A 20907-nucleotide genomic window follows, 5' to 3' on the forward strand; every position below is an offset into this window, starting at 1 on the left:
GGCCGACAAGCGCGCTATTGCACCCTGTGCAGCGCTCCACAAGCCCTGGCTACCTTGCCGGGGTTTTTTGTTTGTGGAGTGCACATGAGTGCTCAAAAAATCTCTCGGGCCTTTGCCCAGGGTCAAGTCAAGAAGCTGCGCCGCATGAAGCAGCCCCTGGTTCTGAGGCTCGAGGCTTCGGGCCCGCCCCGAAACCCTGTGGCCACTGCGCTGGCCCAGCGCAGCCTGTCGAGCGCGGCAGGCAAGCACATCCGAAGCGCCGGCGCCCAGCGCCGCGCGGACAAGGTCGCCCTGCGCAAGGCGACACGAACAGACTTTTCTTTCCATGACTGACAACAACCATTCCACCGCCGCACTGGCGGACACGCGGGCGCCGTGGGGCCCCGCTCAACCTGGGTACCCAGGGCAACCAGGGCAACCTGCATCCAGGGCAACGCTCGACCCGGCGGAGACCCGCACGCTGCACGTGGACGCCACCGCGACCCTGCACGGGCTGCCGCCAGCGCACAGTGCAGCGGCTGTGCCAACACACCGGCTGCCCACCGCCGCCGAACTGGCCCAGCGCCAGCAGCACCTGGCCGACACCGCGGCGCAACTCAAGACCGAGCTCGTCGGCATCGACGAGGTCATCGACCGCGTGATCGATGCGGTGCGCGCCTGGTACGTGCTGCCGCAGCTCATCCGCCGCCCGGTCATCGTCTGCCTGTGGGGCCTGACCGGCACGGGCAAGACGCAGCTCACGCGGCGCCTGGCCCAGCTGCTGGGCTTCTACGACCGCTTTGTCGAAGTGCAGATGGACGGCTTCAGCCACGGCGCGGGCTACCGCAGCTCCACCATCTCCGGCATGCTGGCGGACTCCGGCATCTCCGAAGGCGCGCCGGGCATGCTGGTGCTGGACGAGTTCCAGCGCTTTCGCACGGTGGACCGCAAGGGCGAAGAGGCCAAGGTGGAGCGCTACCAGGACGTGTGGTCCCTGCTGTCGGACGGGCGCCTGCCGCCCGCGCTGACGGCCCTGTCCAACATCGAACGCAAGCTGGCCGACAGCCACTACGAGGCCGAGCGCGCCGAGGACGACGAGAACGAACGCGCGGGCAAGAAGCCCTACCGCTTTCAGCTCGACGCATGGGACGCGCAGGAGCTCAAGCGCATGCTCAAGCTCTCCGACCCCCTGGCCGAGATCATGCAATGGCCTTCGGCCAAGGTGCTGGCGATGTACATGGAGTTCCAGCGCTCCAACCAGTCGTGGGAGACCGACTACAGCCGGCTGCTGGTCTTCGTGTGCGGCAACCTCGACGAGATGTACCACGAGACCGCGCAGCGCGTGGAAGACTGCGATACCGACGCCGACATCTTTCACCGCCTCACGCGCAAGCTATCCATCATCGACGTGAAGAAGGCGCTGTCCGAGCGCTTCAAGCCCGAGCAGATCGCGCGGCTGGGCAACGAGCATGTGATCTACCCGTCGTTCAGCCGCGCCACGTACGAGCTGCTGATCCGCCAGCTGTGCGACCGTTACGTGCAGGATGTGGCCGCCCAGTGCGGCGTGCGCTTTGCGATCGGAGAGGACGTGCAGCGCGAGATCTACGCCAACGCGGTCTTCCCCGCGCAGGGCACACGGCCACTGTTCTCGTCGGTGCACGCCATCCTGAGCGCGAATCTGGTCAAGGCCACGCTGTGGGTGATGGAGCAATCGCTGCCGCTGTCGCAGGTGTTCGCCATCCACCTCGCGGCAGACCGCCGCCACCTGGCCGTGCAAGGCACCGACGCCCACGGCGGCACGCACGAGCGTCAGTTCGCGGTGGCGCTGGAACTCAACCGCCTCAAGCAGCGCGCCAACGCGGACTTCCGGGCGCTGCTGGCGGTACACGAAGCCGGGCATGCGCTGCTGTACTGCCTGCTGTTCGGCCAGGCCCCGCAGGAGGTGAAGATCAACATCGCCTCGTTCGAAGGCGGCTACAACAGCTTTGCGGGCTTGAAGGTCACCACGCGCCAAAACGCGCTGGACATGATGTGCGTGGGCCTGGCCGGCCGCGTGGCCGAAGAGCTGGTGTTCGGCGAGATGGCCTGCACCACGGGCGCCGAGCAGGACTACAAGCAGGTGACCGCCGAGGCCGCGCGCTACGTGCGCCACCACGGCTTTGGCGCGCGCATCAGCCGCACCGACACCACGGTGGAGATGGACAACCACATCAACACCGAGGTGGGACCGAGCAACACCGCCATCGAGGCGCTGCTGCAGTCCCAGTACCGGCGCGCCCAGGCGCTGCTGCACGACAATCAGGCCGCGCTCAACGCACTGGTGGGGGCGTTGATGGACCACGGCATGATCGCGCAGGACGAGATGCAGGCGCTGATGGCGGCGCAGGGCCTTGCCGTCATCGTGCGGCCGGCCTGCAGCGTTGCCGAGGACACCTTGGTGCTGGAGCCGTTTGCCGACCGCCTTGCGCTGTTTCAGCGTCGCGGCGCCACGCAGTAAGGCCCTCGCCGCCACACTGAGGCCCTGCATGCTTATGATGCGCGCCTGAGCCGGGCGGCCTGAGGGCCGCCCTTTTGTTGGCTGGCCGCCGATTTCCCCTGTCAGACGCTCCCTTTGAGGACCCCGCACACCGCCATGTCCGCCGTTTTCAATTTCACCTTCGTGCCCTGGTTCCGCTCGGTGGCGCCCTACATCCACAAGTTTCGCAACCAGACGTTTGTGATCGGGCTCACGGGCGAGGCGATCGCGGCGGGCAAGCTGCACAGCATCGCGCAGGACCTGGCGCTGATCCAGGCCATGGGCGTGAAGATCGTGCTGGTGCACGGCTTTCGCCCGCAGGTCAACGAGCAGTTGGCGGCCAAGGGGCACGCGGCCAAGTATTCACACGGCATTCGTATCACCGATTCGGTGGCGCTCGACTGCGCTCAGGAGGCCGCCGGCCAGCTGCGCTACGAGATCGAGGCCGCCTTCAGCCAGGGCCTGCCCAACACGCCCATGGCGGGTGCGACGGTACGGGTGATCTCGGGCAACTTCCTCACGGCCCGGCCCGTTGGCATCGTCGACGGGGTGGACTTCCAGCACTCGGGCCTGGTGCGCAAGGTGGACGTGGCCGGCATCCAGCGTACGCTGGACATGGGTGCGCTGGTGCTGCTGTCGCCGTTCGGTTTCTCGCCCACGGGCGAGGCCTTCAACCTCAGCATGGAAGAAGTGGCCACCAGCGTGGCCATCGAGCTGCGCGCCGACAAGCTGATCTTCCTGACCGAGGTACCGGGCATCCGCATGCAGCCCTCCGAGCCCGAGAGCGAGGACAACCCCATCGACACCGAGCTGCCGCTGGCCGCCGCGCAGGCCCTGCTGGCCACGCTGCCCACGGCACAGACCCCCACCGACACGGGCTTTTACCTGCAGCACTGCGTAAAGGCCTGCAAGGCCGGTGTGGAGCGCAGCCACATCCTGCCTTTTGCCGTGGATGGCTCCCTGCTGCTGGAGGTGTACGTGCACGACGGCATCGGCACCATGGTGATCGACGAAAAGCTCGAAGAGCTGCGCGAAGCCACCATCGACGACGTGGGCGGCATCCTGCAACTGATCGAGCCTTTCGAGAAGGACGGCACCCTCGTCAAGCGCGACCGCACCGAGATCGAGCGCGACATCGCCAGCTACACCATCATCGAACACGACGGCGTGATCTTCGGCTGCGCGGCACTCTACCCCTACCCCGAGGCCAAGACCGCCGAGATGGCGGCCGTGACGGTGTCGCCACAAAGCCAGGGCACGGGCGACGGCGAGAAGCTGCTCAAGCGCATCGAGCAGCGCGCCCGCATCCTGGGGCTGGACAGCATCTTCGTGCTGACCACCCGCACCATGCACTGGTTCATCAAGCGCGGGTTCCAGCCGGTGGACCCGGACTGGCTGCCCGACGCGCGCAAGCGCAAGTACAACTGGGACCGCAAGAGCCAGGTGCTGGTCAAGAAGCTCTGAGTCTTCGGCATTCGGTCTTCGGCATTCGGCTCTGATCATCGGCCTGGGCGCCTTGCGGCACGGCAACCCCCGAACCGTTCACGTTGAGCCTGTCGAAGCGCAGCGCAAGGCTTCGACAGGCTCAGCCCGAACGGTCGGTGGCGGCCAAGACTCGGCCCGAACGGCCAAGCGGTGACGAACGCTTGGCCGAGACTGAAAAAAAGCTACCCCTGCCTGGCAGCCACCACCGCGCGCGCCACCTGCGCAATCGCCGCATCTCGCTGTTCAGACGACGCCGTCGACGCGGTGACATAGCAGGTCACCACCACGGGCGCCCCCCCGCCCGGCGGCCACATCACAGCGATGTCGTTGGAGGTGCCGCTGTTGGTGGTGCCCGTCTTGTCCCCCACCTTCCAGCCCGGCACGCCAGCGCGCAGGCGCTTGTCGCCGGTGCTCGTCTCCACCAGCCAGCGCTGCAGCCAGGCACGCGATGCAGGGCTGAGCGCATCGCCCAGCACCAGCTTGTGCATCGTCTGCAACATGGCCAGCGGCGTGGTGGTATCGCGCGGGTCGCCCACCTTGGCCTCGTTCAGCGCAGGCTCAGTGCGGTCCAGCCGCGTAACGGTATCGCCCAGCGAGCGCACGAATACCGTGAAAGCTGCCGGCCCGCCGTGCTGCGCCAACAACACATTGGCGGCGGTGTTGTCGCTCAGGCTCACGGTGGCGGCGCACAGCTCGCCCACCGTCAGGCCGCCGCCGTCGCCCGCACGCGGGCCGCTGACCGGCGAATGCGCGATGACGGCATCGCGGCCGTACTGCAGGCGGCGGTCCAGCCTCTCCTTGCCCTGGTCGACCAGCGACAGCATCCAGCCCGCAAGCACGGCCTTGAAGGTGCTGGCCATGGCAAAACGCTCGTCCTGGCGCCAGCCCAAGGCAAGGCCCGAGCCCGTGTCGAGCATCGCCACGCCCAGGCGGCCCTGCGCAGTGCGCTCGATACCGGCGAGGGTTTCGTTCCAGGCACGCGCGGCCTGGCTGCCGCTGGCTGTACTGCCAGGCCCACTGGCAGCGTTGCCGGCACCGGCACAGCCCCACAGTGGCACCGCAGCAGCGGCCATCAATCCCAAGGAAAACTGTCGTCTTTGCATAAAGATTTGGAGTGAAGTGGAAACAAGACCCAAACGATAAGTACTTCGATCCCTTGGCACCATCGACAATAATTGCCGCCAGACCCAAGAAAAACTGAGGCCTCTGAATGCACTTGCCGCTCAACGCCCTGCGGGCCTTCGAAGCCTCCGCGCGCCACCTCAACCTCACACGCGCAGCCGAAGAACTGCACGTGACCCAGACCGCCGTGAGCCAGCACATCCGCAAACTTGAGGACCGCCTGGGCAAGCCGCTGTTTCGCCGCCTGCCACGCGGCCTGGCGCTGACGGACGAAGGCCAGGCGCTGCTGCCGGCGGTGGTGCAGGCCTTCGGGCAGCTGGAGCGCGCACTCGACAAGCTGGGCGACGCCCGCCCGCGCGAGGTGCTGACCGTGGGCGCCGTGGGCACGTTCGCCGTGGGCTGGCTGCTGCCTCGCCTGCGAGACTTCCAGGCCGCCTGCCCGTTTGTGGACCTGCGCCTTCTCACGCACAACAACCGCGTGGACATGGCGGGCGAAGGCCTGGACCTTGCGATCCGCTTTGGCGATGGCGCCTGGCACGGCACGCACGCCGAACGCATCATGGATGCGCCCATGTCAGTGATGTGCGCACCGGCCCTGGCACACGGCCTGCGAACCGCCTCCGACCTGGCGCGCCAGCCGCTGCTGCGCAGCTATCGCGCAGACGAGTGGGCAGCCTGGTTCGCCGCAGCAGGCGCACCCTGCCCAGTGGTGCGCGGCGCCGTGTTCGACTCGTCGCTGACACTGGCCGAGGCCGCTGCCCAGGGGGCGGGCATGGCCCTGCTGCCGGTGCGCATGTTCATGCGCGAGCTGCGGCAGGGCCGGCTGGTGCAGCCTTTCGCGCAAGAGCTGCACCGAGGCTCCTACTGGCTCACGCGGCTGCAGTCCCGCCCGGCCAGCGGCGCCATGGCGGCATTCAGCGACTGGCTGATGGCCGAGGCTCGCAGTGGAGCAGAAAAATCGGATTGATTCAGCCTCTAGCGCTCTCTGTACAAGCGCAATTAGCTACAAAATAAATAGCAAATGCAACAGGTGCAGCCGCTACGGAAACCGCTGCCAGGCAGCATTCCAGCCGAGGGCTGCGAGGCGCAAGACGCAGCAATCGCTGTAGCTATTGCGAGTATTTGCTTGCGCCGCAGACCGCCCGGGCCCGCAGATGCCCCCGGCGCGGTGATTCGTGCAGAGGGTCCCTAGGCAAACCCCAGCGCCGCAATGTCCACCGCGTCCACCTGCCCCGCATCCAGGAACTCCTGGCCATAGCGCAGGTACACCCCCTCGCGCACAAACACCTCGAACAGGTCGGGGTCGATGTGCCCGTTGTCCCGCATGCGGCACATGATCGCCAGCGCCTGCGACAAGGTCATGCCGCTCTTGTAGGGGCGGTCGGCGGCCGTCAGGGCCTCGAAGATGTCCGCGATGCCCATCATGCGGGCCTGCAGCGACATCTGCTCGCGCGTGAGGCCGCGCGGGTAGCCCTTGCCGTCCATGCGCTCGTGGTGGCCGCCCGCGTATTCGGGCACGTTCTTCAGGTGGCGCGGCCAGGGCAGCGTCTCCAGCATCTTGATGGTGGCGACGATGTGGTAGTTGATGGTGTCGCGCTCAGCCTGGTTCAGCGTGCCGGCGCGGATGGTGAGGTTCTCCACCTCCTCGGCGGTGAGAAAGCTGGTCTGCACGCCCTGCGGGTTGCGCCAGTGCCGCATGGCAGCGATGTCGCGCACGCGCTGCTGGTCTTCGGGCCGCATGGCTTCGGTGCCTGTGTTGCTGCGGCGCAGGAATTCGCGGTCCTCCTCCAGCGCGTGGATCTCGTGCTGCAGGGCCAGAAGCTCCTGCCCTTCGGCGCGCGCATCGACCACCGGGCGCAGGGCGAGCTGGCGGCGCAGCGCGGCCAGTTCTGCATCGCGCTTGAGCACTTCGAAGCGCGTGTCCACCAGGCCGATGCGGTCATACAGGGTCTGCAGCTTGGTGGCCTTGTCCACCACGTGCACCGGCGTGGTGATCTTGCCGCAGTCGTGCAGCAGGCCGGCCATCTTCAGCTCATACCGATCCCGGTCTGTCATGCAAAAGCCCGCCAGCGGCCCGTGCTCAGTGGCATTGACCGCTTCCGCCAGCATCATGGTGAGGGCCGGCACGCGCTGGCAGTGGCCGCCGGTGTAGGGAGATTTTTCGTCGATGGCCAGGTTGATGAGGTTCACGAACGACTCGAACAGCCGCTCCAGCTGCGTGATGAGCAGTCGGTTCGTGAGGGCGATCGCGGCCTGCGACGCCAGCGATTCGGCCAGGCTCTGGTCGGCCTCCGAAAAGGTGGTGACCGCGCCTGTTTCCGGGTCGTGCGGGTTGATGAGCTGCAGCACGCCGATGAGCTCGTGGTCGTGGTTCTTCATCGGCACGGTGAGGAACGAGCGCGAGTGGTAGCCGGTGCGCGCATCGAAGGCGCGCGTGCCCGAGAAGTCGAACCCCGCCGCGCTGTAGGCATCGGCAATGTTCACGGTGCGGTCGTGGATGGCGGCATGCGCGGCCACCAGGGAATCATTGGGCGAGCCGTCCGCATGGCGCAGCGGCAACATCGGAAAGTCGATGGGCTTGCCCGTGGTGCCACCCAGGCGGATGCCCAGCGAGTCCGTGCGCAGGATCTCGAACTTGAGCGCCTCGCCGTCTTCCGTCACGCTGTAGAGCGTGCCGCCGTCGGCGCCGGTGATGGCCTTGGCGGCCTCCAGAATGTTCTCCAGCAGCCGGTCTATGTCACGCTCGCGCGAAAGCGCAGCACCGATGCCGTTGAGCTGCTCCAGCCTGCGAAACAGGTTGACTGTGGATTCCTTGCCCATAAAAAGCCTTGCGTCCAGCGATGGTGGGAGCGAGCCATGCATGCCCGGCACACATCGTAACTAAAAGTGACCGCTATCATCAGCCCCCTCCCCTCCCATTCCTCCTGCCTCCCGCCATTTCGTGGACATTTCGTGGACTCCGTCACACCCCGCCTTCTCACCGCCGCGCTTTACCAGTTCGTGGACCTGCCGGACTTTGCGCAGCTGCGCGAGCCACTGCAGTCGCTGTGCGACGCGCACGGCGTGCGCGGAATGCTGCTGCTGGCGCCCGAGGGCATCAACGGCACCATCGCGGGCGAACCGCAGGGCGTGCACGCCGTGCTGGCGTGGCTGCGCAGCGACCCGCGCTTTGCCGCCCTGCAGCACAAGGAGGCACCGGCCGAGCGCATGCCGTTCTACCGCATGAGGGTGCGCTTGAAGCGCGAGATCGTCACCCTGGGCGTGCCCGGACTGAACCCGGCCCGCAACGCGGGCACCTATGTCAAGCCCGAGGACTGGAACGCGCTCATCGATGACCCCGGCGTGGTGGTGGTCGACACGCGCAACGACTACGAAGTGGGCATCGGCACCTTCGCGCGCGCGGTCAACCCGCATACCCAAAGCTTTGCGGAGTTTCCGGCCTGGGTGGCCGAACAATCGCAGCCGGGCGGCGTGCTGGCCGGCAAGCCACGCGTGGCCATGTTCTGCACGGGCGGCATCCGCTGCGAGAAGTCCACCGCGCTGCTCAGGTCGCAGGGATTCGAGGAGGTCTTCCACCTCGAAGGCGGCATCCTCAAGTACCTCGAAACCGTACCCGCTGACGCCAGCCGCTGGCAGGGCGACTGCTTCGTGTTCGACGAACGCGTGTCGGTGGGCCACGGCCTGGTGCGCGGGCACCACCAGCTGTGCCGCTCCTGCCGCATGCCGCTGGGCGAGGCCGAACTGCAGTCGCCGCACTATGTGGCAGGCGTGAGTTGCCCGTATTGCCACGGCACCCGCACGCCCGAGCAGGAGCGGGCCCTGGCCGAGCGCGAGCGGCAGATGCAGCTGGCCGCGCAGCGCGGCGAAGAGCACATCGGCGCACGGCAGCCCGGCTCCGCGCGTGCAGCCCCCAGGCAGACCGATGCGGACAATGAGGGCGAGGGCGGAGGCACAGCCCCATGAGCGCCCTGCCCGTCCTCTATTCCTTCCGCCGCTGCCCCTATGCCATACGCGCCCGCCTGGCCATCGCCGTGAGCGGCCAGGCCTGCGAGCTGCGCGAAGTGGTGCTCAAGAACAAGCCGCAGGGGCTGCTGCAGGCCTCGCCCAAGGCCACCGTGCCCGTGCTCGTGCTGCCGAATGGCCAGGTGCTGGAGCAGAGTCTGGACATCATGTTGTGGGCCCTGCGGCAAAACGACCCCGCTGCCTGGCTCGCCCCGGACCACGGCAGCCTTGAGGACATGCTGGCGCTGATGGCCGAGTGCGACGGCAGCTTCAAACATGCGCTTGACCGGTGCAAGTACCCCAGCCGCTACCCGGGCACCGATACGGATTCGCAGCGTGCCAAAGCCTCTGCATGGCTGGCTTTGCTGGAAGCCCGCCTGTCTGCAGCGCCCCATCTTTTCGGACACGCGGTCTCCATCGCCGACATGGCCATCGCCCCCTTCGTGAGACAGTTCGCAGGTATCGACACGGACTGGTGGGCCGCTCAGCCCTGGCCGCGTTTGCAGGCCTGGCTGGCCCAATGGCAGGCGTCGCCGCTGCTGGCCAGCGTGATGCCCAAGCTGCCGCCGTGGGTGGATGGGGCGCAAGGTGTGGGTTTTCCTTTCTCCGAGGCGCCGCTGCATTGAGACTGGAATGGATGGCGCGGCACGCTGCCAAAAAGCAAAAAGGCGCTCAATGAGCGCCCTTTCGATGCTTCCACGAAGCCAACGGCATCACGCCATCGAGTACCCCGAACCCTTCCTGCCAGCGGTTTTGAGGCCACGCACCAGCAACGCCAGCAGCACCACCGCAAACCCCACGAAGCAGACGAACGACCAGTTGGCGATGGAGCCACCCAGAAAGGTCCAGTCGATCGCAGCGCAGTCGCCCGAGCCACGGAAGATCATGGGAACGGCGCGGCTGATGGGGTAGTTTTCGATCATGCCGTAGAAGTCGCGGCCACAAGTGGCGACCTCGGGCGGGTACCACTGCAGCCAGCTCTGACGGGCAGCCACAAATGCGCCGAAGCCGGATGCGATCAGGGCCAGCACACCCCAGCCCATCCACCAGCCTTTTGAGCCCCTTGCGCTTGCCAGGCCTGTGAAAATTGCTACAGCAATGAGAGCATAGCGTTGCACGATGCACATCGGGCAAGGCTCCAGGCCCACCACGTGCTGCAGGTACATGCCGAAAGCCAGCATCGCCACACACGCCACGCTGATCAGCGCCAGCACGCGGCGCGGGGCCGCAGTCAACCAATTCATTTCTTATCCCTCATCAGTAGCCATTGCAAACGGTGCCGCCGGTGAAACGGGCACCGTCCGCGCCAGTGCATCCGTGGATCTGGCTCCGCCAGTCCACCGGGTGCGTCCCCCAGAGGGGGAAGACGCGCAGCGGCTCAGGGGGAGTCAGATCCCAGCGGCGTGGTCCAGAAAAACCCGGGCGCGGCGCGGTGTCACCACCAGCGTTTCACCCTCCTTGAAACCCATCTCCTTGAACTGCTGCGCAGGGATCTGCGCTTCGATCAAGTGTTCCGGGGACGCATTGTCCGCTGGTTTGTGATCCTGGGATGGAATAAGTTCCAGGCGCGCGATCGGGCCCACCACGATGGCGCGGCTGAGCTGCGCCACGATGCCGCGGGGGCGGCCTTGGGCGTCGAGTCCGGCGCCCGGGGAGTAGCGCTCCACGTCCAGATCGTGCGGGCGCACGTACGCAAAGGCCTTGGCGTTCTGCGCGCCCTGGTGCTCGGGGGAGTCGATCTGCATGCCGTCCAGGTGCACCAGACCTTCATGGGCCCGGCCGTGGAACAGGTTCACGTCGCCCAGGAAGCCGTAGACGAAGGGGCTGGCAGGCTGGTCCCACACTTGCTGCGGCGAGCCGCTTTGCTCGATGCGGCCCTGGTTGATCACCACCACGCGGTCGGCCACCTCCAGGGCCTCTTCCTGGTCGTGGGTCACGAAGATGCTGGTCACATGCAGCTCGTCGTGCAAGCGGCGCAGCCAGCGGCGCAGTTCCTTGCGCACCTTGGCGTCCAAGGCGCCGAAGGGCTCGTCGAGCAGCAGCACCTTGGGCTCCACCGCCAGGGCGCGGGCCAGCGCAATGCGCTGGCGCTGCCCGCCCGAGAGCTGCGAGGGGTAGCGCTCGGCCAGCCAGTCGAGCTGCACGAGCTTGAGCAGGTCGGTCACCTTCTGCTTGATCTGCGCCTCGCTCGGGCGCTCGCCACGGGGCTTGACGCGCAGGCCGAAGGCCACGTTCTCGAACACGGTCATGTGGCGAAACAGCGCGTAGTGCTGGAACACAAAGCCCACGTTGCGCTCGCGCACGTGCACGTCGGTGGTGTCTTCGCCGCTGAAGTGGATGGTGCCGACATCGGCCGTCTCCAGGCCCGCGATGATGCGCAGCAGCGTGGTCTTGCCGCAGCCCGAGGGCCCCAGCAACGCTATGAGTTCGCCCGAGGCGATGTCCAGACTCACGTCGCGCAGCGCGTGGAAGTCACCGAACTGCTTGCTGACGTTACGGATTTCAATGCTCATGGTCTTGTTCCTTCAGCGGGCGGCGGGTGCGGGCCGCTCCGGGGGCAATTCGGCAGCTGCCTTCTGCGCCTGCTCGTTGCGGTGTTCGGCAATGGTCTTGATGACCAGCGTGACCAGGGCCAGCAAGGCCAGCAGCGATGCAGCAGCGAACGCGGCCACGGACTGGTACTCGTTGTAGAGAATTTCGACGTGCAGCGGAATGGTGTTGGTCTGCCCACGAATGTGGCCCGACACGACGGACACCGCACCGAACTCGCCCATGGCCCGCGCATTGCACAGGATCACGCCGTACAGCAGACCCCACTTGATGTTGGGCAGCGTCACGTGCCAGAAGGTCTGCCAGCCGGTGGCGCCCAGCACGATGGCGGCCTGCTCCTCGTCGTTGCCCTGGGCCTGCATCAGCGGGATGAGCTCGCGGGCGATGAACGGGAAGGTCACGAACACCGTGGCCAGCACGATGCCCGGCACCGCGAAGATGATCTTGATGTCATGCGCCTGCAGCCAGGGGCCGAACCAGCCCTGCGCGCCGAACATCAGCACGTAGATCAGGCCCGCCACCACGGGAGAGACGGAAAACGGCAGGTCCACCAGCGTGGTCAGGAACGCCTTGCCCCTGAACTCGTACTTGGCGATGCACCAGGCGGCCGCGACGCCGAACACGAGGTTCAGCGGCACCGCGATGGCGGCGGTGATCAGCGTGAGCTTGATAGCGGCCCAGGCGTCGGGCTCTCGCAGGCCCTCGAGGTAGGCCCCAAAGCCCTTGCGCAAGGCCTCGGCAAACACGGCGGCCAGCGGCAGCACAAGGAACAGCAGCATGAAGGCGAGCGCGATGCCGATCAGCGTATAGCGGACCCAGGGCGCCTCGGTGGTGCCCGCCTGTGCGCGGCGGATGGTGCGGGAATTGCTGCCGCTCATGCTGGAGCCCCCGCGTGGCGCCGTTGCCAGGCCTGCAGCGCATTGATGATCAGCAGCAGGATGAACGATATGACCAGCATGACCACGGCCACGGCGGTGGCACCGGCGTAGTCGTACTGCTCGAGCTTGCCGATGATGATGAGCGGCGTGATTTCAGACACCATGGGCATGTTGCCGGCAATGAAGATCACCGAGCCGTACTCCCCCACGGCCCGTGCGAATGCCATGGCAAAGCCGGTGAGCAGCGCGGGGGTGATGGAAGGAAGGATGACCTTGGTGAAGGTTTGCAGGCGCGTGGCCCCGAGGCAGGTGGCGGCTTCTTCCAGTTCCTTCTCGGCGTCCTCCAGCACGGGCTGCACGGTGCGCACCACGAACGGCAGGCCGATGAAGATCAGCGCGATCACGATGCCCGCGGGCTTGAACGCGAGCTGGATGCCCAGGGGCTCCAGGATGCTGCCGACCCAGCCATTGCCGGCCAACAAGGCGGTCAGCGAGATGCCGGCCACAGCGGTGGGCAATGCGAACGGCAGGTCCACCAACGCGTCCACGATCTTCTTGCCGGGAAACTTGTAGCGCACCAGCACCCAGGCGATCAGCAGGCCGAACACCAGGTTGACCAGCGCCGCCAGGAACGAGGCGCCGAAGGTAAGGCGGTACGAAGCCACCACGCGCGGCGCGCTGATGGCGGCCCAGAATTGCTCCCAGGTCAGGGTGAAGGTCTTGAAGATCAGTGCCGACAGCGGGATCAGCACGATGATGCTCAGATAGAAAAGCGTGTAGCCCAGGGTCAGCCCGAAGCCGGGCAGCACGCGCTTGGGCGCGCGCCGACCGGCCGGGGCTGCGGCCACTGCAGTCGCGGTGGTCATATGCGAGGTAGAAAGACGAAAAGCGCGCTGGGCTTACTTGGCGCCGGGCGTGTAGAGCTTGTCGAACTGGCCGCCATCGTTGAAGTGCACCTTCTGCGCTTCGGTCAGCGAGCCGAAGTACTTGGCCACCGTGAACTGCTTGAGCGGCTTGAAGGTGTCGGCGTACTTCTTGAGCACGGTTTCAGAGCGCGGACGGATGGCGTGCTTGGCGGCGATCTCCTGGGCCTCTTCGGAGTACAGGTAGTCCAGATAAGCCTTGGCCAATTGCGCCGTGCCCTTCTTGGCCACGGTGCGCTCGACCACGGCGACCGGGTTCTCGGCCACCACGCTCACCGAGGGGTACACCGCATCGACCTTTCCGGTGCCGAACTCGCGGTCGATGGAGACCACCTCGGATTCGAAGGTGATCAGCACGTCGCCCTGGTTGCGCTGCAGGAAGGTGGCAGTCGCATCGCGCCCGCCCTTGGCCAGGATGGGCACGTTCTTGTACAGCTTGCCCACGAACTCGGCGGCCTGTGCCTCGGTGCCGCCCTTTTCGCGCACGGCGCCCCAGGCAGCCAGGTAGGCATAGCGGCCGTTGCCGCCGGTCTTGGGGTTCACCACGATCACCTGCACGCCGGGCTTGATGAGGTCATCCCAATCCTTGATGCCCTTGGGGTTGCCGTTGCGCACCAGGAACAGCATGGTCGAGGTGGTGGGCGATGCATCGTGCGGGAATTTCTTGGCCCAATCCTTGGCCACAACGCCGCTGTCGGCCAGGAACTGCACGTCGGTGGTGGTGTTCATGGTGACCACGTCGGCGGCCAGACCGTCGTTCACGGCGCGCGCCTGGGCGCTGGAGCCGGCATGCGACTGGTCGATCTTCACGTCCTGGCCGGTCGTCTTCTTGTAGTGGGCGGCGAAGGCGGCGTTGTAGTCCTTGTAGAACTCGCGCGCCACGTCATAGGACACGTTGAGCAGCGAGTTCTGCGCTGCGGCCATGCCGCTGGCGGCCAGGGCCAGGGAAGCCAGGAGAGTCTTGAGTTTCAAAGAAGTCATGGTCGCGTCGCCTAAGGTGCTGATACGGAGATTCGCCATTGTGTGGAGCAATGGCTTAAAACTCAAAAGAATATATTCTTGTTAAATAATCAGCTATTGGAATATAGATTCGCTATGGTGGAAGGGCGAATGATTGCCAGCGGCTGCCCACAGCCACCGGATGCATGTGCGCAGTGCGGCATTCCTGGCCAAAAAATGCCAGTAGCGCTTGACCAGAAAGCGCCGGAAGCTATTAAAAATATAGCAAAACGCTAGAGTGGTGATGACAATACCTGCTGCAGCGGGGCGACCGAACCCTTGAGCGCGGGTTCTCCTTCCAGGGACTGCAGCAGCGCCCACCCCAAAGGCCATTCGCCGTGGCCGGATTCGATGTTGATGTGCCCGGCGTTCTGCATGCGCACGAATTCGCTGCCCCAGGCGCGGGCGTAGGCCCCGGCCAGGCGGATGGGGCAGTAAGGGTCGTTGCTGCTGGCCACCACGATGCTGCGGTACGGCAGCGCCGCATAGGGCACGGGTGCGAAGTCGCTGAGCACGGCGCGGCGCTCGGGATCTGCCGGGGCCACCAGCAAGGCGCCACACACCCGCGCCGCCGCTTCGGGGCCCATGTGGCTCGTGGCAATGCAGCCCAGGCTGTGCGCCACGATCACCACGGGGTTGGGCGCGGCAAGCACGGTCTTTTCAAGCTGCCCCACCCAGGCGGAGCGGGTGGGCGTGATCCAGTCGTCCTGCACCACGCGGCTGGCATGCGGCAGGCGTTCGGTCCACAGGCTCTGCCAGTGTCCGGGGCCCGAGTCGCGCCAGCCGGGAACGATGATGATGGAAGTGGTGGTCACGGAAATCGGAGGGCCGGCCACGGCGATGCCGCAGCCCTGCCCTGGTGGTTCTACTTGTGCTTTTTGGTGCCTGCGGCTTACTTGTTGGGCTGGGGCGTGATGCGCAGGTAGGGGCGCACGGCCTTGAAGCCCTTGGGGAAGCGCTGCGCGATCTCGGCCGGGTCCTGCAAGCTGGGCACGATGATCACGTCGTCGCCGTCCTTCCAGTTGGCGGGCGTGGCCACCTTGTGGCTATCGGTCAGTTGCAGCGAGTCGATCACCCGCAGGATCTCGTCGAAGTTGCGGCCCGTGCTGGCGGGGTAGGTGAATGTGGTGCGGATGACCTTCTTGGGGTCGATGATGAACACGCTGCGCACCGTGACCGTGGTCGATGCGTTGGGGTGGATCATGTCGTAGAGGTCTGCCACCTTCTTGTCCGCATCGGCCAGGATGGGAAAGTTGACGGTGGTGTTCTGCGTCTCGTTGATGTCGCCCACCCAGCGGTTGTGCGAATCGACGGGGTCCACGCTCACGGCGATGGGCAAAACGCGGCGCTTGGCGAATTCGCCGCCCAGGGCCGCCGTCTTGCCCAGTTCCGTGGTGCACACGGGTGTGAAATCGGCGGGGTGGGAGAACAGCACGACCCACGAATCGCCCGCCCATTCATGAAAGCGGATGGTGCCGGCAGTGGAGTCCTGGGTGAAGTCGGGGGCGATATCGCCGAGTCGCAGGGTGGCCATGGAACGTGCTCCTTCAATGTCTGATGGAGCATTCTGCGAGTCGATCTTTAAAACCCAAACGAATATATAGCTCTTACTTAATCGCCAAAAGGTCTATAAAACCAGCCGGCTTGGATCTGTCACCCTGCGAGCAGGCGTGGGAGTCGATCCTGATAGTTGTTCAGGAAGTCGTGCGTCACCACATAGTGCTCGGTGTCCTCGAATGCGACTTCGGACACGCCGCCGCCGTCGAACTGGATGATCTTGGCGTTCGGGTAAGACAGCAGGATGGGCGAGTGCGTGGCGATGATGAACTGCGACTTGTCCTCCACCAGTTGGTGGATGGCCGACAGCGCGGCCAGTTGCCGGTTGGGCGACAGCGCGGATTCAGGCTCGTCCAGCAAGTACAGGCCCTTGCCGCCGAACCTGTACGTAAGCAGCGCCATGAATGCCTCGCCGTGCGAGCGGGCATGCAGTGACTTGTCGCCATAGTGCTCCAAGCCACCCACCTCGTCCATGTAGGTGGCCACGTTGAAGAAGCTCTCGGCCCGCAGAAAGTAGCCATCCTTGGGGGCGCGGTAGCTGCGCGCCAGCCGCAGCACCTCGTGGAGGGACGACTCCGACCCCGCCGTGGTCAGCTGGAAGTTGCGGGTGCCGCCTTCGGGGCTGTAGCCCAGGGCCAGGGCGATGCCTTCCAGCAGCGTCGACTTTCCAGAACCGTTTTCACCCACGAAGAACGTCACGTCCGGGTGAAACTCCAGCCGGCCCAGCTCGCGGATGGCGGGTATGTTGTAGGGGTAGGTGTCGTAGTCGATGGCGGCATCCGGGCGGATGCAGGCGCTCTGGAGGTAGGGTTTGGCAGACAGCATGGTGCCATGCTAACGGGCGCAATCGCGGGCGGTGGCGGCCTGGCCCCTCGCCGTGCGGGCAGCGGCGGCAGCGGGCAGACCCAGCCGTGATGCGTCCCCGACGCCCGTCGTCAGCATCGAGAGCCCTGAAAATTATTTTCATATTTTTTTGCGCCGGTTAACCCCATTCGCCCGCCCCGTTCGTTTCACCCAGCACCAACAACCTCTTTGATGGAGCTGCCATGACAACCGGTGCATTCCCCCTGACCGCCATCACCACCCTCCCCGCGCTGACGGCGCTGACGGTCCTGACTGCCGTTCTGACGCTGGCCAGCGCTCCGGCGCATGCCATCGGCCGATTGGCCGACATCACCATCGTGGACCGCGACACCGGGGCCACGCTGCCGGTGCATTTCGCCAAGGGCGAGTACTGGGTGGCGGGCCGCCCGGGGGCGCGCTATGCCGTCACGGTGCACAACCGCAGCGGGGAGCGCTTGCTGGCCGTGCCTTCAGTGGACGGTGTCAACGTGCTCAGCGGCGAGACCGCGGCCTGGGACCAGCGCGGGTACGTGTTCTCTCCGTACGAGCGCTACCAGATCACCGGTTGGCGCAAAAGCAGCAGCGAGGTGGCAGCGTTCGAATTTTCGAGCATCGCCAATTCCTATGCCGGCCGAACCGGCCGTCCAGCCAACGTGGGCGTGATCGGGGTGGCACTGTTCCGTGAACAGCAGCCGGTGGCGGTGCCGACCATCGCGCCCGAGCCCGACCGCCAGCGGCGCGAGGCACGCGACAGCGCCGAGCTGCAACGCAGCACGCCCTCTGCCGGTGCCCTGCCCCCGCCGCCTGCAGCGGCGGCGCCTGCCCCGGCCGCTGAAGACGACTCCTCTGCTGCGGGGCCATCCGCGCTGTCGGAGCAGCGGTCCGCCAACAGCAGCGTGGCCAAGTCGATGCCGGCACCCTCGCTCCGGCTCGGCACCGCCCACGGCCAGCGCGAGACCTCGGTCGTGTCGCACACCACCTTCACACGCCTGCAGGACCAGCCCAACGAAGTGATCAGCATCCGCTACGACAGCCGCGCCAACCTGGTGGCCAGCGGCGTGATCCGCGAGCAGCCAGCGCGCGTGCCGTCGCCCCGCGCTTTCCCGCAGTCGGACAACGTGTCGTATGTGCCCGACCCGAAGTGAACGGCCCGCGGGCCGCAGTCTGCGCATGCCCGCCTGCCACGCGACGGGCCGGCGGTGAATGGGCGCCTCGCATAATGCGCGGGTGCCGACCATCCCCTCGCCCGACAACGCCGACGATGCCGATGAAACGCTGATGCAGCGTTTTGCTGCTGGAGACATGGGCGCCTTCGACACGCTGTACGGTCGGCACGAGCTGGCGGTGTGGCGGTTCGTCTATCGCAGCGTCAAGGTCCAGGCGGTGGCCGACGACCTGCTTCAGGATGTCTGGTTTGCCGTGGCGCGCAGTGCGGGCGGCTACCAGGCCACCGCCCGTTTCCGCACCTGGCTGTTCACCCTGGCGCACAACCGGCTGGTGGACCATCTCCGCACCGCCCGGCAGCACCTGAGCCTTGATGTCACCGACGGCACGGAGCGCAGCCTGGCGGAAACGCTGGCCGCCGACTCCGGCTTCGGACCCGTGCGCCAGCTGCAGTCCCGCGAGCAGGCCGCCGCCCTGATCGCCGCGGTGGAGCAGTTGCCCTTCGAGCAGCGCGAAGCCTTTTTGCTGCAGGCCGAAGGCGACCTGAGCGTGCAGGAGATTGCGCAAGCCACCGGTGTCCCATTTGAAACGGCCAAGAGCCGCCTGCGCTATGCGCGGGCCAGCCTTCGCCAGCATCTGCAGGAGTTTGCATGAGCGCGCCGGACCACGACGAGCTGACCGAGCGGTACCGCCAAGCCAGCGCCCAGGACGATGCCCGCCCCGGCGCGCAGGTCCGCGATGCCGTGCGTGCGCATGCCCAGATGCTGGCGGCTGCGGCCTCAGGCTCAGGCGCCGCCTCTGCCACTGCAGCGCCGTCGCCGACCACAGCCGCACCAGGGCGCGCCGCCGCGAACCAGTCGCACTGGAAGCTGTCGGCACTGGCCACTGTGGCCGTGGTGGGCCTGACCGGTTTGCTGCTTTTGCAGTTCCAGCGCGGAACACCCGAAGAACGAGAAGTGGCATTCGGCGAACGCCAGGTGGCCGCAACGCCCCCCGCGGAGTTGCCTGCGCCCGAACCTGCAGCGCCACCCACCGCGCCAACCACCGCGCCTTCTGCGGCGGCGGATGCCAACGCTGTCCCCGCGCCTCCACCGCCCGCGGCAGCGCCCCCCCAGGCAACGCCGGACAGCGCTGGGGACCAGCAAGGACGTGCGGCCCAACGCGCACTCCAAGAAAGAGTTGACCCGGTAGAGACACCCACCAGGCCGCTGGCCAAGTCAGCCCCAGCCCCTGCAGTCGCCGAGGCCGAGTCCGCCCGGCGAGAGCCAGGCAGCAACGCAGCAGCACCGCGGCTGCCCGCGCCCGCGCCGCTGGTGACCGATGGAGCTGTGGCACCGCAGATCGCTCCTGCGCCCGCGCAGTCGCCGCAATCGTCAACGTCAACGTCGCCACCTGCAGGTCCGCCCAACCCGTCCGCCGCGCCTGAAGCATTGCGCGAGCGCGCCACCGCGCAACGCATGCCTGCCGCCAGGGATGCGGCGCGATCTGCCGAGGCACCAGCACCGGCAAACGCTCCTGCGCCCGCCCCGGCGCCTGCAGCCCAGGCATCCCCCGCAGCTCCTGCAGCCCATGGCCTGCAAAGCAGCAATGCGGTCAACGGGGGCGTTGCGGCCGGTGCCGCTGCAGCCAAGCTCAGCGCCGCCGGCGAGCCCCGCGACGCGTTGGCGCAGGCGTTGCGCCAAGCGGCGCGTGAGGGCCGCATCCAGCGCGTGGAGCAACTGGTGCACCAAGGCGCCCCCCTTGACGCCCGCGACGACACGGGCAAGACGGCACTGATGCTGGCCGCCGCCAACGGCAGGGCCGACACGGTTCAGCGGATCATGGCCCTGGGCGCCAATCGCGCATTGGCAGACCAGGAAGGCCTGACTGCCGCGCAGCAAGCGCGGCGCCTGGGCCACGTGCGCATCGCAGACCTGATCGACGCGGGGCCCTGACTGGCTCCTAGAACCGCACGGCCTCAAACGCTGGGTGCAGCTCGTCGATCCAGTGGTCCAGCTCTTCTGGCGGCACGGCCAGGTGGTCCATGCAGGCCTGGCCGTGATCCTGCCATTCGCGGGTGGGCGGCAGGTTGTCGTGGTGGTTGACAAGGTACTCGGCCAGCATCCCCAGGGCCACCAGGTGGCGCACCGTGGGGTTGAAGCGCTCGTCGCCCAGGCACGCAAAGTCGTGGTGCAGCCAGATGGCCTGCGCCACGTCCCCCGGCAGGTGCCAGGTGCGCGCCACGATGGCGCCCATCACCGCGTGGTCGGTGCGGTGGTTGGCGTTTTCGGTCTGGGTGAAGGTGCGGTCCCTGCGGGCCAGTGCTTCGGTCACCGTGGAGCCGTAGCCGCGCACCGCCTTCACCAGCACCGGCATACCCACATGGCAGAACAGCCCGAAGCTGTAGCCCAGGCCGGGGTCGAAGCTGTAGAGCTGGCGGCCGATGTGCTCGCAGGCGATGGCCCGGCGCTGCGAGCTCTCCCAGAAATGGTCGAGCAGCGGTGAGCGCACCAGCAGCGCATTGCGGGTGATGAAGGCCGACAGCAGTTCCACCGAAGGGTGCAAGCCCAGCACCGTGAGCGCCATGCCCACGGTTTGCACCGGCTGCGCCAGCGCGTGCAGCGGGCTGTTGGCCAGGCGGATCAACGCCGCCGCCATGGCCACATCGGATGAGGCCAGCTGATCGAGCGCATCGGCGTCTATCTCCGGCTCGGCCATGATGGCCTGCAGCCGCAACAGGGATTCCGGGCAGGGCGGAATCACGATGGCCCGCACGGAAGGGTGCATGCGCACCTGCCGGATGTGCTGGTCGATGGGGTGGGCAGAAGTCAAGGCGCGTACAGGGCGACGCGTGCAGTCCACGCCTGCGCCCATTCAGTTGCAATTGGTTGCATTGTGGCGCCAAAAACGG

General features: G+C 66.7%; 20 protein-coding genes. 9 read left to right on the top strand and 11 right to left on the bottom strand.

Going from position 1 to position 20907, the window contains the following annotated elements; genetic code table 11:
- The first annotated feature begins 84 nt into the window (after window positions 1-84).
- The 3 genes from KW835_RS06805 (at window position 85) to argA (ending at window position 3958) form a co-directional block, all read left to right on the top strand.
- Window positions 85-333, top strand: a complete 249-nt coding sequence (locus KW835_RS06805) for a hypothetical protein (RefSeq protein ID WP_218381609.1) — start codon at window positions 85-87, stop codon at window positions 331-333.
- Window positions 326-2476: an AAA family ATPase gene (locus tag KW835_RS06810; protein ID WP_255593351.1), complete on the top strand. Its 2151-nt coding sequence runs from the start codon at window positions 326-328 to the stop codon at window positions 2474-2476. Before KW835_RS06805 ends, KW835_RS06810 begins: the two co-directional genes overlap by 8 nt.
- 135 nt (window positions 2477-2611) lie before the next feature.
- Window positions 2612-3958: an amino-acid N-acetyltransferase gene (gene argA / locus KW835_RS06815; protein WP_218381610.1), complete on the top strand. Its 1347-nt coding sequence runs from the start codon at window positions 2612-2614 to the stop codon at window positions 3956-3958.
- A gap of 203 nt (window positions 3959-4161) precedes the next feature.
- Here the strand turns inward: argA and bla are convergent, their stop codons facing one another.
- The gene (gene bla / locus KW835_RS06820) at window positions 4162-5082 is read right to left on the bottom strand and encodes a class A beta-lactamase (protein WP_218381611.1); all 921 of its coding nucleotides are present in this window, start codon (window positions 5080-5082) and stop codon (window positions 4162-4164) included.
- Window positions 5083-5189: 107 nt separating this feature from the next.
- Here bla and KW835_RS06825 point away from each other — a divergent pair, with 107 nt between their 5' ends.
- On the top strand, window positions 5190-6068 hold the full coding sequence (locus KW835_RS06825; protein WP_218381612.1) for a LysR family transcriptional regulator: 879 nt from the start codon (window positions 5190-5192) through the stop codon (window positions 6066-6068).
- A 221-nt stretch (window positions 6069-6289) separates the two neighbouring features.
- Here the strand turns inward: KW835_RS06825 and KW835_RS06830 are convergent, their stop codons facing one another.
- The gene (locus tag KW835_RS06830; RefSeq protein WP_218381613.1) at window positions 6290-7921 is read right to left on the bottom strand and encodes an HD family phosphohydrolase; all 1632 of its coding nucleotides are present in this window, start codon (window positions 7919-7921) and stop codon (window positions 6290-6292) included.
- A gap of 132 nt (window positions 7922-8053) precedes the next feature.
- On the opposite strand from KW835_RS06830, the gene KW835_RS06835 reads away from it, so the two are divergent.
- Complete coding sequence (locus KW835_RS06835) at window positions 8054-9064, top strand: rhodanese-related sulfurtransferase (RefSeq protein ID WP_218381614.1); 1011 nt, start codon at window positions 8054-8056, stop codon at window positions 9062-9064.
- Window positions 9061-9729: a glutathione S-transferase gene (locus KW835_RS06840; RefSeq protein ID WP_218381615.1), complete on the top strand. Its 669-nt coding sequence runs from the start codon at window positions 9061-9063 to the stop codon at window positions 9727-9729. Before KW835_RS06835 ends, KW835_RS06840 begins: the two co-directional genes overlap by 4 nt.
- 87 nt (window positions 9730-9816) lie before the next feature.
- Here the strand turns inward: KW835_RS06840 and KW835_RS06845 are convergent, their stop codons facing one another.
- The 8 genes from KW835_RS06845 to KW835_RS06880 all read right to left on the bottom strand — a co-directional run bounded on the left by KW835_RS06845 (window position 9817) and on the right by KW835_RS06880 (window position 16835).
- Window positions 9817-10347 carry a disulfide bond formation protein B gene (locus tag KW835_RS06845; RefSeq protein WP_218381616.1) on the bottom strand — a complete coding sequence of 177 codons (531 nt, stop codon included), beginning with the start codon at window positions 10345-10347 and terminating at the stop codon, window positions 9817-9819.
- Window positions 10348-10491: 144 nt separating this feature from the next.
- Window positions 10492-11616, bottom strand: a complete 1125-nt coding sequence (locus KW835_RS06850) for a sulfate/molybdate ABC transporter ATP-binding protein (protein WP_218381617.1) — start codon at window positions 11614-11616, stop codon at window positions 10492-10494.
- A 12-nt stretch (window positions 11617-11628) separates the two neighbouring features.
- Window positions 11629-12531: a sulfate ABC transporter permease subunit CysW gene (cysW, locus tag KW835_RS06855; protein WP_218381618.1), complete on the bottom strand. Its 903-nt coding sequence runs from the start codon at window positions 12529-12531 to the stop codon at window positions 11629-11631.
- On the bottom strand, window positions 12528-13397 hold the full coding sequence (gene cysT, locus KW835_RS06860; RefSeq protein WP_218381619.1) for a sulfate ABC transporter permease subunit CysT: 870 nt from the start codon (window positions 13395-13397) through the stop codon (window positions 12528-12530). Before cysT ends, cysW begins: the two co-directional genes overlap by 4 nt.
- A gap of 33 nt (window positions 13398-13430) precedes the next feature.
- The gene (locus KW835_RS06865) at window positions 13431-14435 is read right to left on the bottom strand and encodes a sulfate ABC transporter substrate-binding protein (protein WP_218381620.1); all 1005 of its coding nucleotides are present in this window, start codon (window positions 14433-14435) and stop codon (window positions 13431-13433) included.
- A gap of 251 nt (window positions 14436-14686) precedes the next feature.
- The gene (locus KW835_RS06870; protein ID WP_218381852.1) at window positions 14687-15274 is read right to left on the bottom strand and encodes an alpha/beta hydrolase; all 588 of its coding nucleotides are present in this window, start codon (window positions 15272-15274) and stop codon (window positions 14687-14689) included.
- A 71-nt stretch (window positions 15275-15345) separates the two neighbouring features.
- Window positions 15346-15987 carry a peroxiredoxin gene (locus KW835_RS06875; protein WP_218381621.1) on the bottom strand — a complete coding sequence of 214 codons (642 nt, stop codon included), beginning with the start codon at window positions 15985-15987 and terminating at the stop codon, window positions 15346-15348.
- 119 nt (window positions 15988-16106) lie between these two features.
- Entirely contained in the window at window positions 16107-16835 is a 729-nt protein-coding gene (locus tag KW835_RS06880; RefSeq protein WP_218381622.1) for an AAA family ATPase, read from the bottom strand.
- Window positions 16836-17056: 221 nt separating this feature from the next.
- Here KW835_RS06880 and KW835_RS06885 point away from each other — a divergent pair, with 221 nt between their 5' ends.
- Genes KW835_RS06885 through KW835_RS06895 form a run of 3 tightly spaced genes read left to right on the top strand, consistent with a single transcriptional unit; the run spans window position 17057 to window position 19951 of the window.
- Complete coding sequence (locus KW835_RS06885; RefSeq protein ID WP_218381623.1) at window positions 17057-17998, top strand: hypothetical protein; 942 nt, start codon at window positions 17057-17059, stop codon at window positions 17996-17998.
- A gap of 58 nt (window positions 17999-18056) precedes the next feature.
- Window positions 18057-18671 (top strand): sigma-70 family RNA polymerase sigma factor, encoded by a 615-nt coding sequence (locus KW835_RS06890; protein ID WP_218381624.1) that lies wholly within the window; start codon window positions 18057-18059, stop codon window positions 18669-18671.
- A complete protein-coding gene (locus KW835_RS06895) occupies window positions 18668-19951 on the top strand; it encodes an ankyrin repeat domain-containing protein (RefSeq protein ID WP_218381625.1) in 1284 nt (427 codons plus the stop codon). The genes KW835_RS06890 and KW835_RS06895 overlap by 4 nt, the downstream gene beginning before the upstream one ends.
- Before the next feature lie 7 nt (window positions 19952-19958).
- Here KW835_RS06895 and KW835_RS06900 read toward each other — a convergent pair whose 3' ends face one another.
- Window positions 19959-20828, bottom strand: coding sequence for an HDOD domain-containing protein (locus KW835_RS06900; protein ID WP_056412575.1), 870 nt, complete (start codon window positions 20826-20828; stop codon window positions 19959-19961).
- Window positions 20829-20907: the final 79 nt, after the last annotated feature.

Origin of the sequence: Acidovorax sp. sic0104 (genome assembly GCF_019219095.1) — a bacterium.
Classification (GTDB): domain Bacteria; phylum Pseudomonadota; class Gammaproteobacteria; order Burkholderiales; family Burkholderiaceae_C; genus Acidovorax.

Excerpts from the sequence above, each read along its gene's own strand:
- KW835_RS06805 (WP_218381609.1), top strand. The coding sequence starts at position 85 with ATGAGTGCTCAAAAAATCTCTCGGGCCTTTGCCCAGGGTCAAGTCAAG.
- KW835_RS06810 (WP_255593351.1), top strand. The coding sequence starts at position 326 with ATGACTGACAACAACCATTCCACCGCCGCACTGGCGGACACGCGGGCG.
- argA (WP_218381610.1), top strand. The coding sequence starts at position 2,612 with ATGTCCGCCGTTTTCAATTTCACCTTCGTGCCCTGGTTCCGCTCGGTG.
- bla (WP_218381611.1), bottom strand. The coding sequence starts at position 5,082 with ATGCAAAGACGACAGTTTTCCTTGGGATTGATGGCCGCTGCTGCGGTG.
- KW835_RS06825 (WP_218381612.1), top strand. The coding sequence starts at position 5,190 with ATGCACTTGCCGCTCAACGCCCTGCGGGCCTTCGAAGCCTCCGCGCGC.
- KW835_RS06830 (WP_218381613.1), bottom strand. The coding sequence starts at position 7,921 with ATGGGCAAGGAATCCACAGTCAACCTGTTTCGCAGGCTGGAGCAGCTC.
- KW835_RS06840 (WP_218381615.1), top strand. The coding sequence starts at position 9,061 with ATGAGCGCCCTGCCCGTCCTCTATTCCTTCCGCCGCTGCCCCTATGCC.
- KW835_RS06845 (WP_218381616.1), bottom strand. The coding sequence starts at position 10,347 with ATGAATTGGTTGACTGCGGCCCCGCGCCGCGTGCTGGCGCTGATCAGC.
- KW835_RS06850 (WP_218381617.1), bottom strand. The coding sequence starts at position 11,616 with ATGAGCATTGAAATCCGTAACGTCAGCAAGCAGTTCGGTGACTTCCAC.
- cysW (WP_218381618.1), bottom strand. The coding sequence starts at position 12,531 with ATGAGCGGCAGCAATTCCCGCACCATCCGCCGCGCACAGGCGGGCACC.
- cysT (WP_218381619.1), bottom strand. The coding sequence starts at position 13,397 with ATGACCACCGCGACTGCAGTGGCCGCAGCCCCGGCCGGTCGGCGCGCG.
- KW835_RS06865 (WP_218381620.1), bottom strand. The coding sequence starts at position 14,435 with ATGACTTCTTTGAAACTCAAGACTCTCCTGGCTTCCCTGGCCCTGGCC.
- KW835_RS06875 (WP_218381621.1), bottom strand. The coding sequence starts at position 15,987 with ATGGCCACCCTGCGACTCGGCGATATCGCCCCCGACTTCACCCAGGAC.
- KW835_RS06880 (WP_218381622.1), bottom strand. The coding sequence starts at position 16,835 with ATGCTGTCTGCCAAACCCTACCTCCAGAGCGCCTGCATCCGCCCGGAT.
- KW835_RS06885 (WP_218381623.1), top strand. The coding sequence starts at position 17,057 with ATGACAACCGGTGCATTCCCCCTGACCGCCATCACCACCCTCCCCGCG.
- KW835_RS06890 (WP_218381624.1), top strand. The coding sequence starts at position 18,057 with ATGGGCGCCTCGCATAATGCGCGGGTGCCGACCATCCCCTCGCCCGAC.
- KW835_RS06895 (WP_218381625.1), top strand. The coding sequence starts at position 18,668 with ATGAGCGCGCCGGACCACGACGAGCTGACCGAGCGGTACCGCCAAGCC.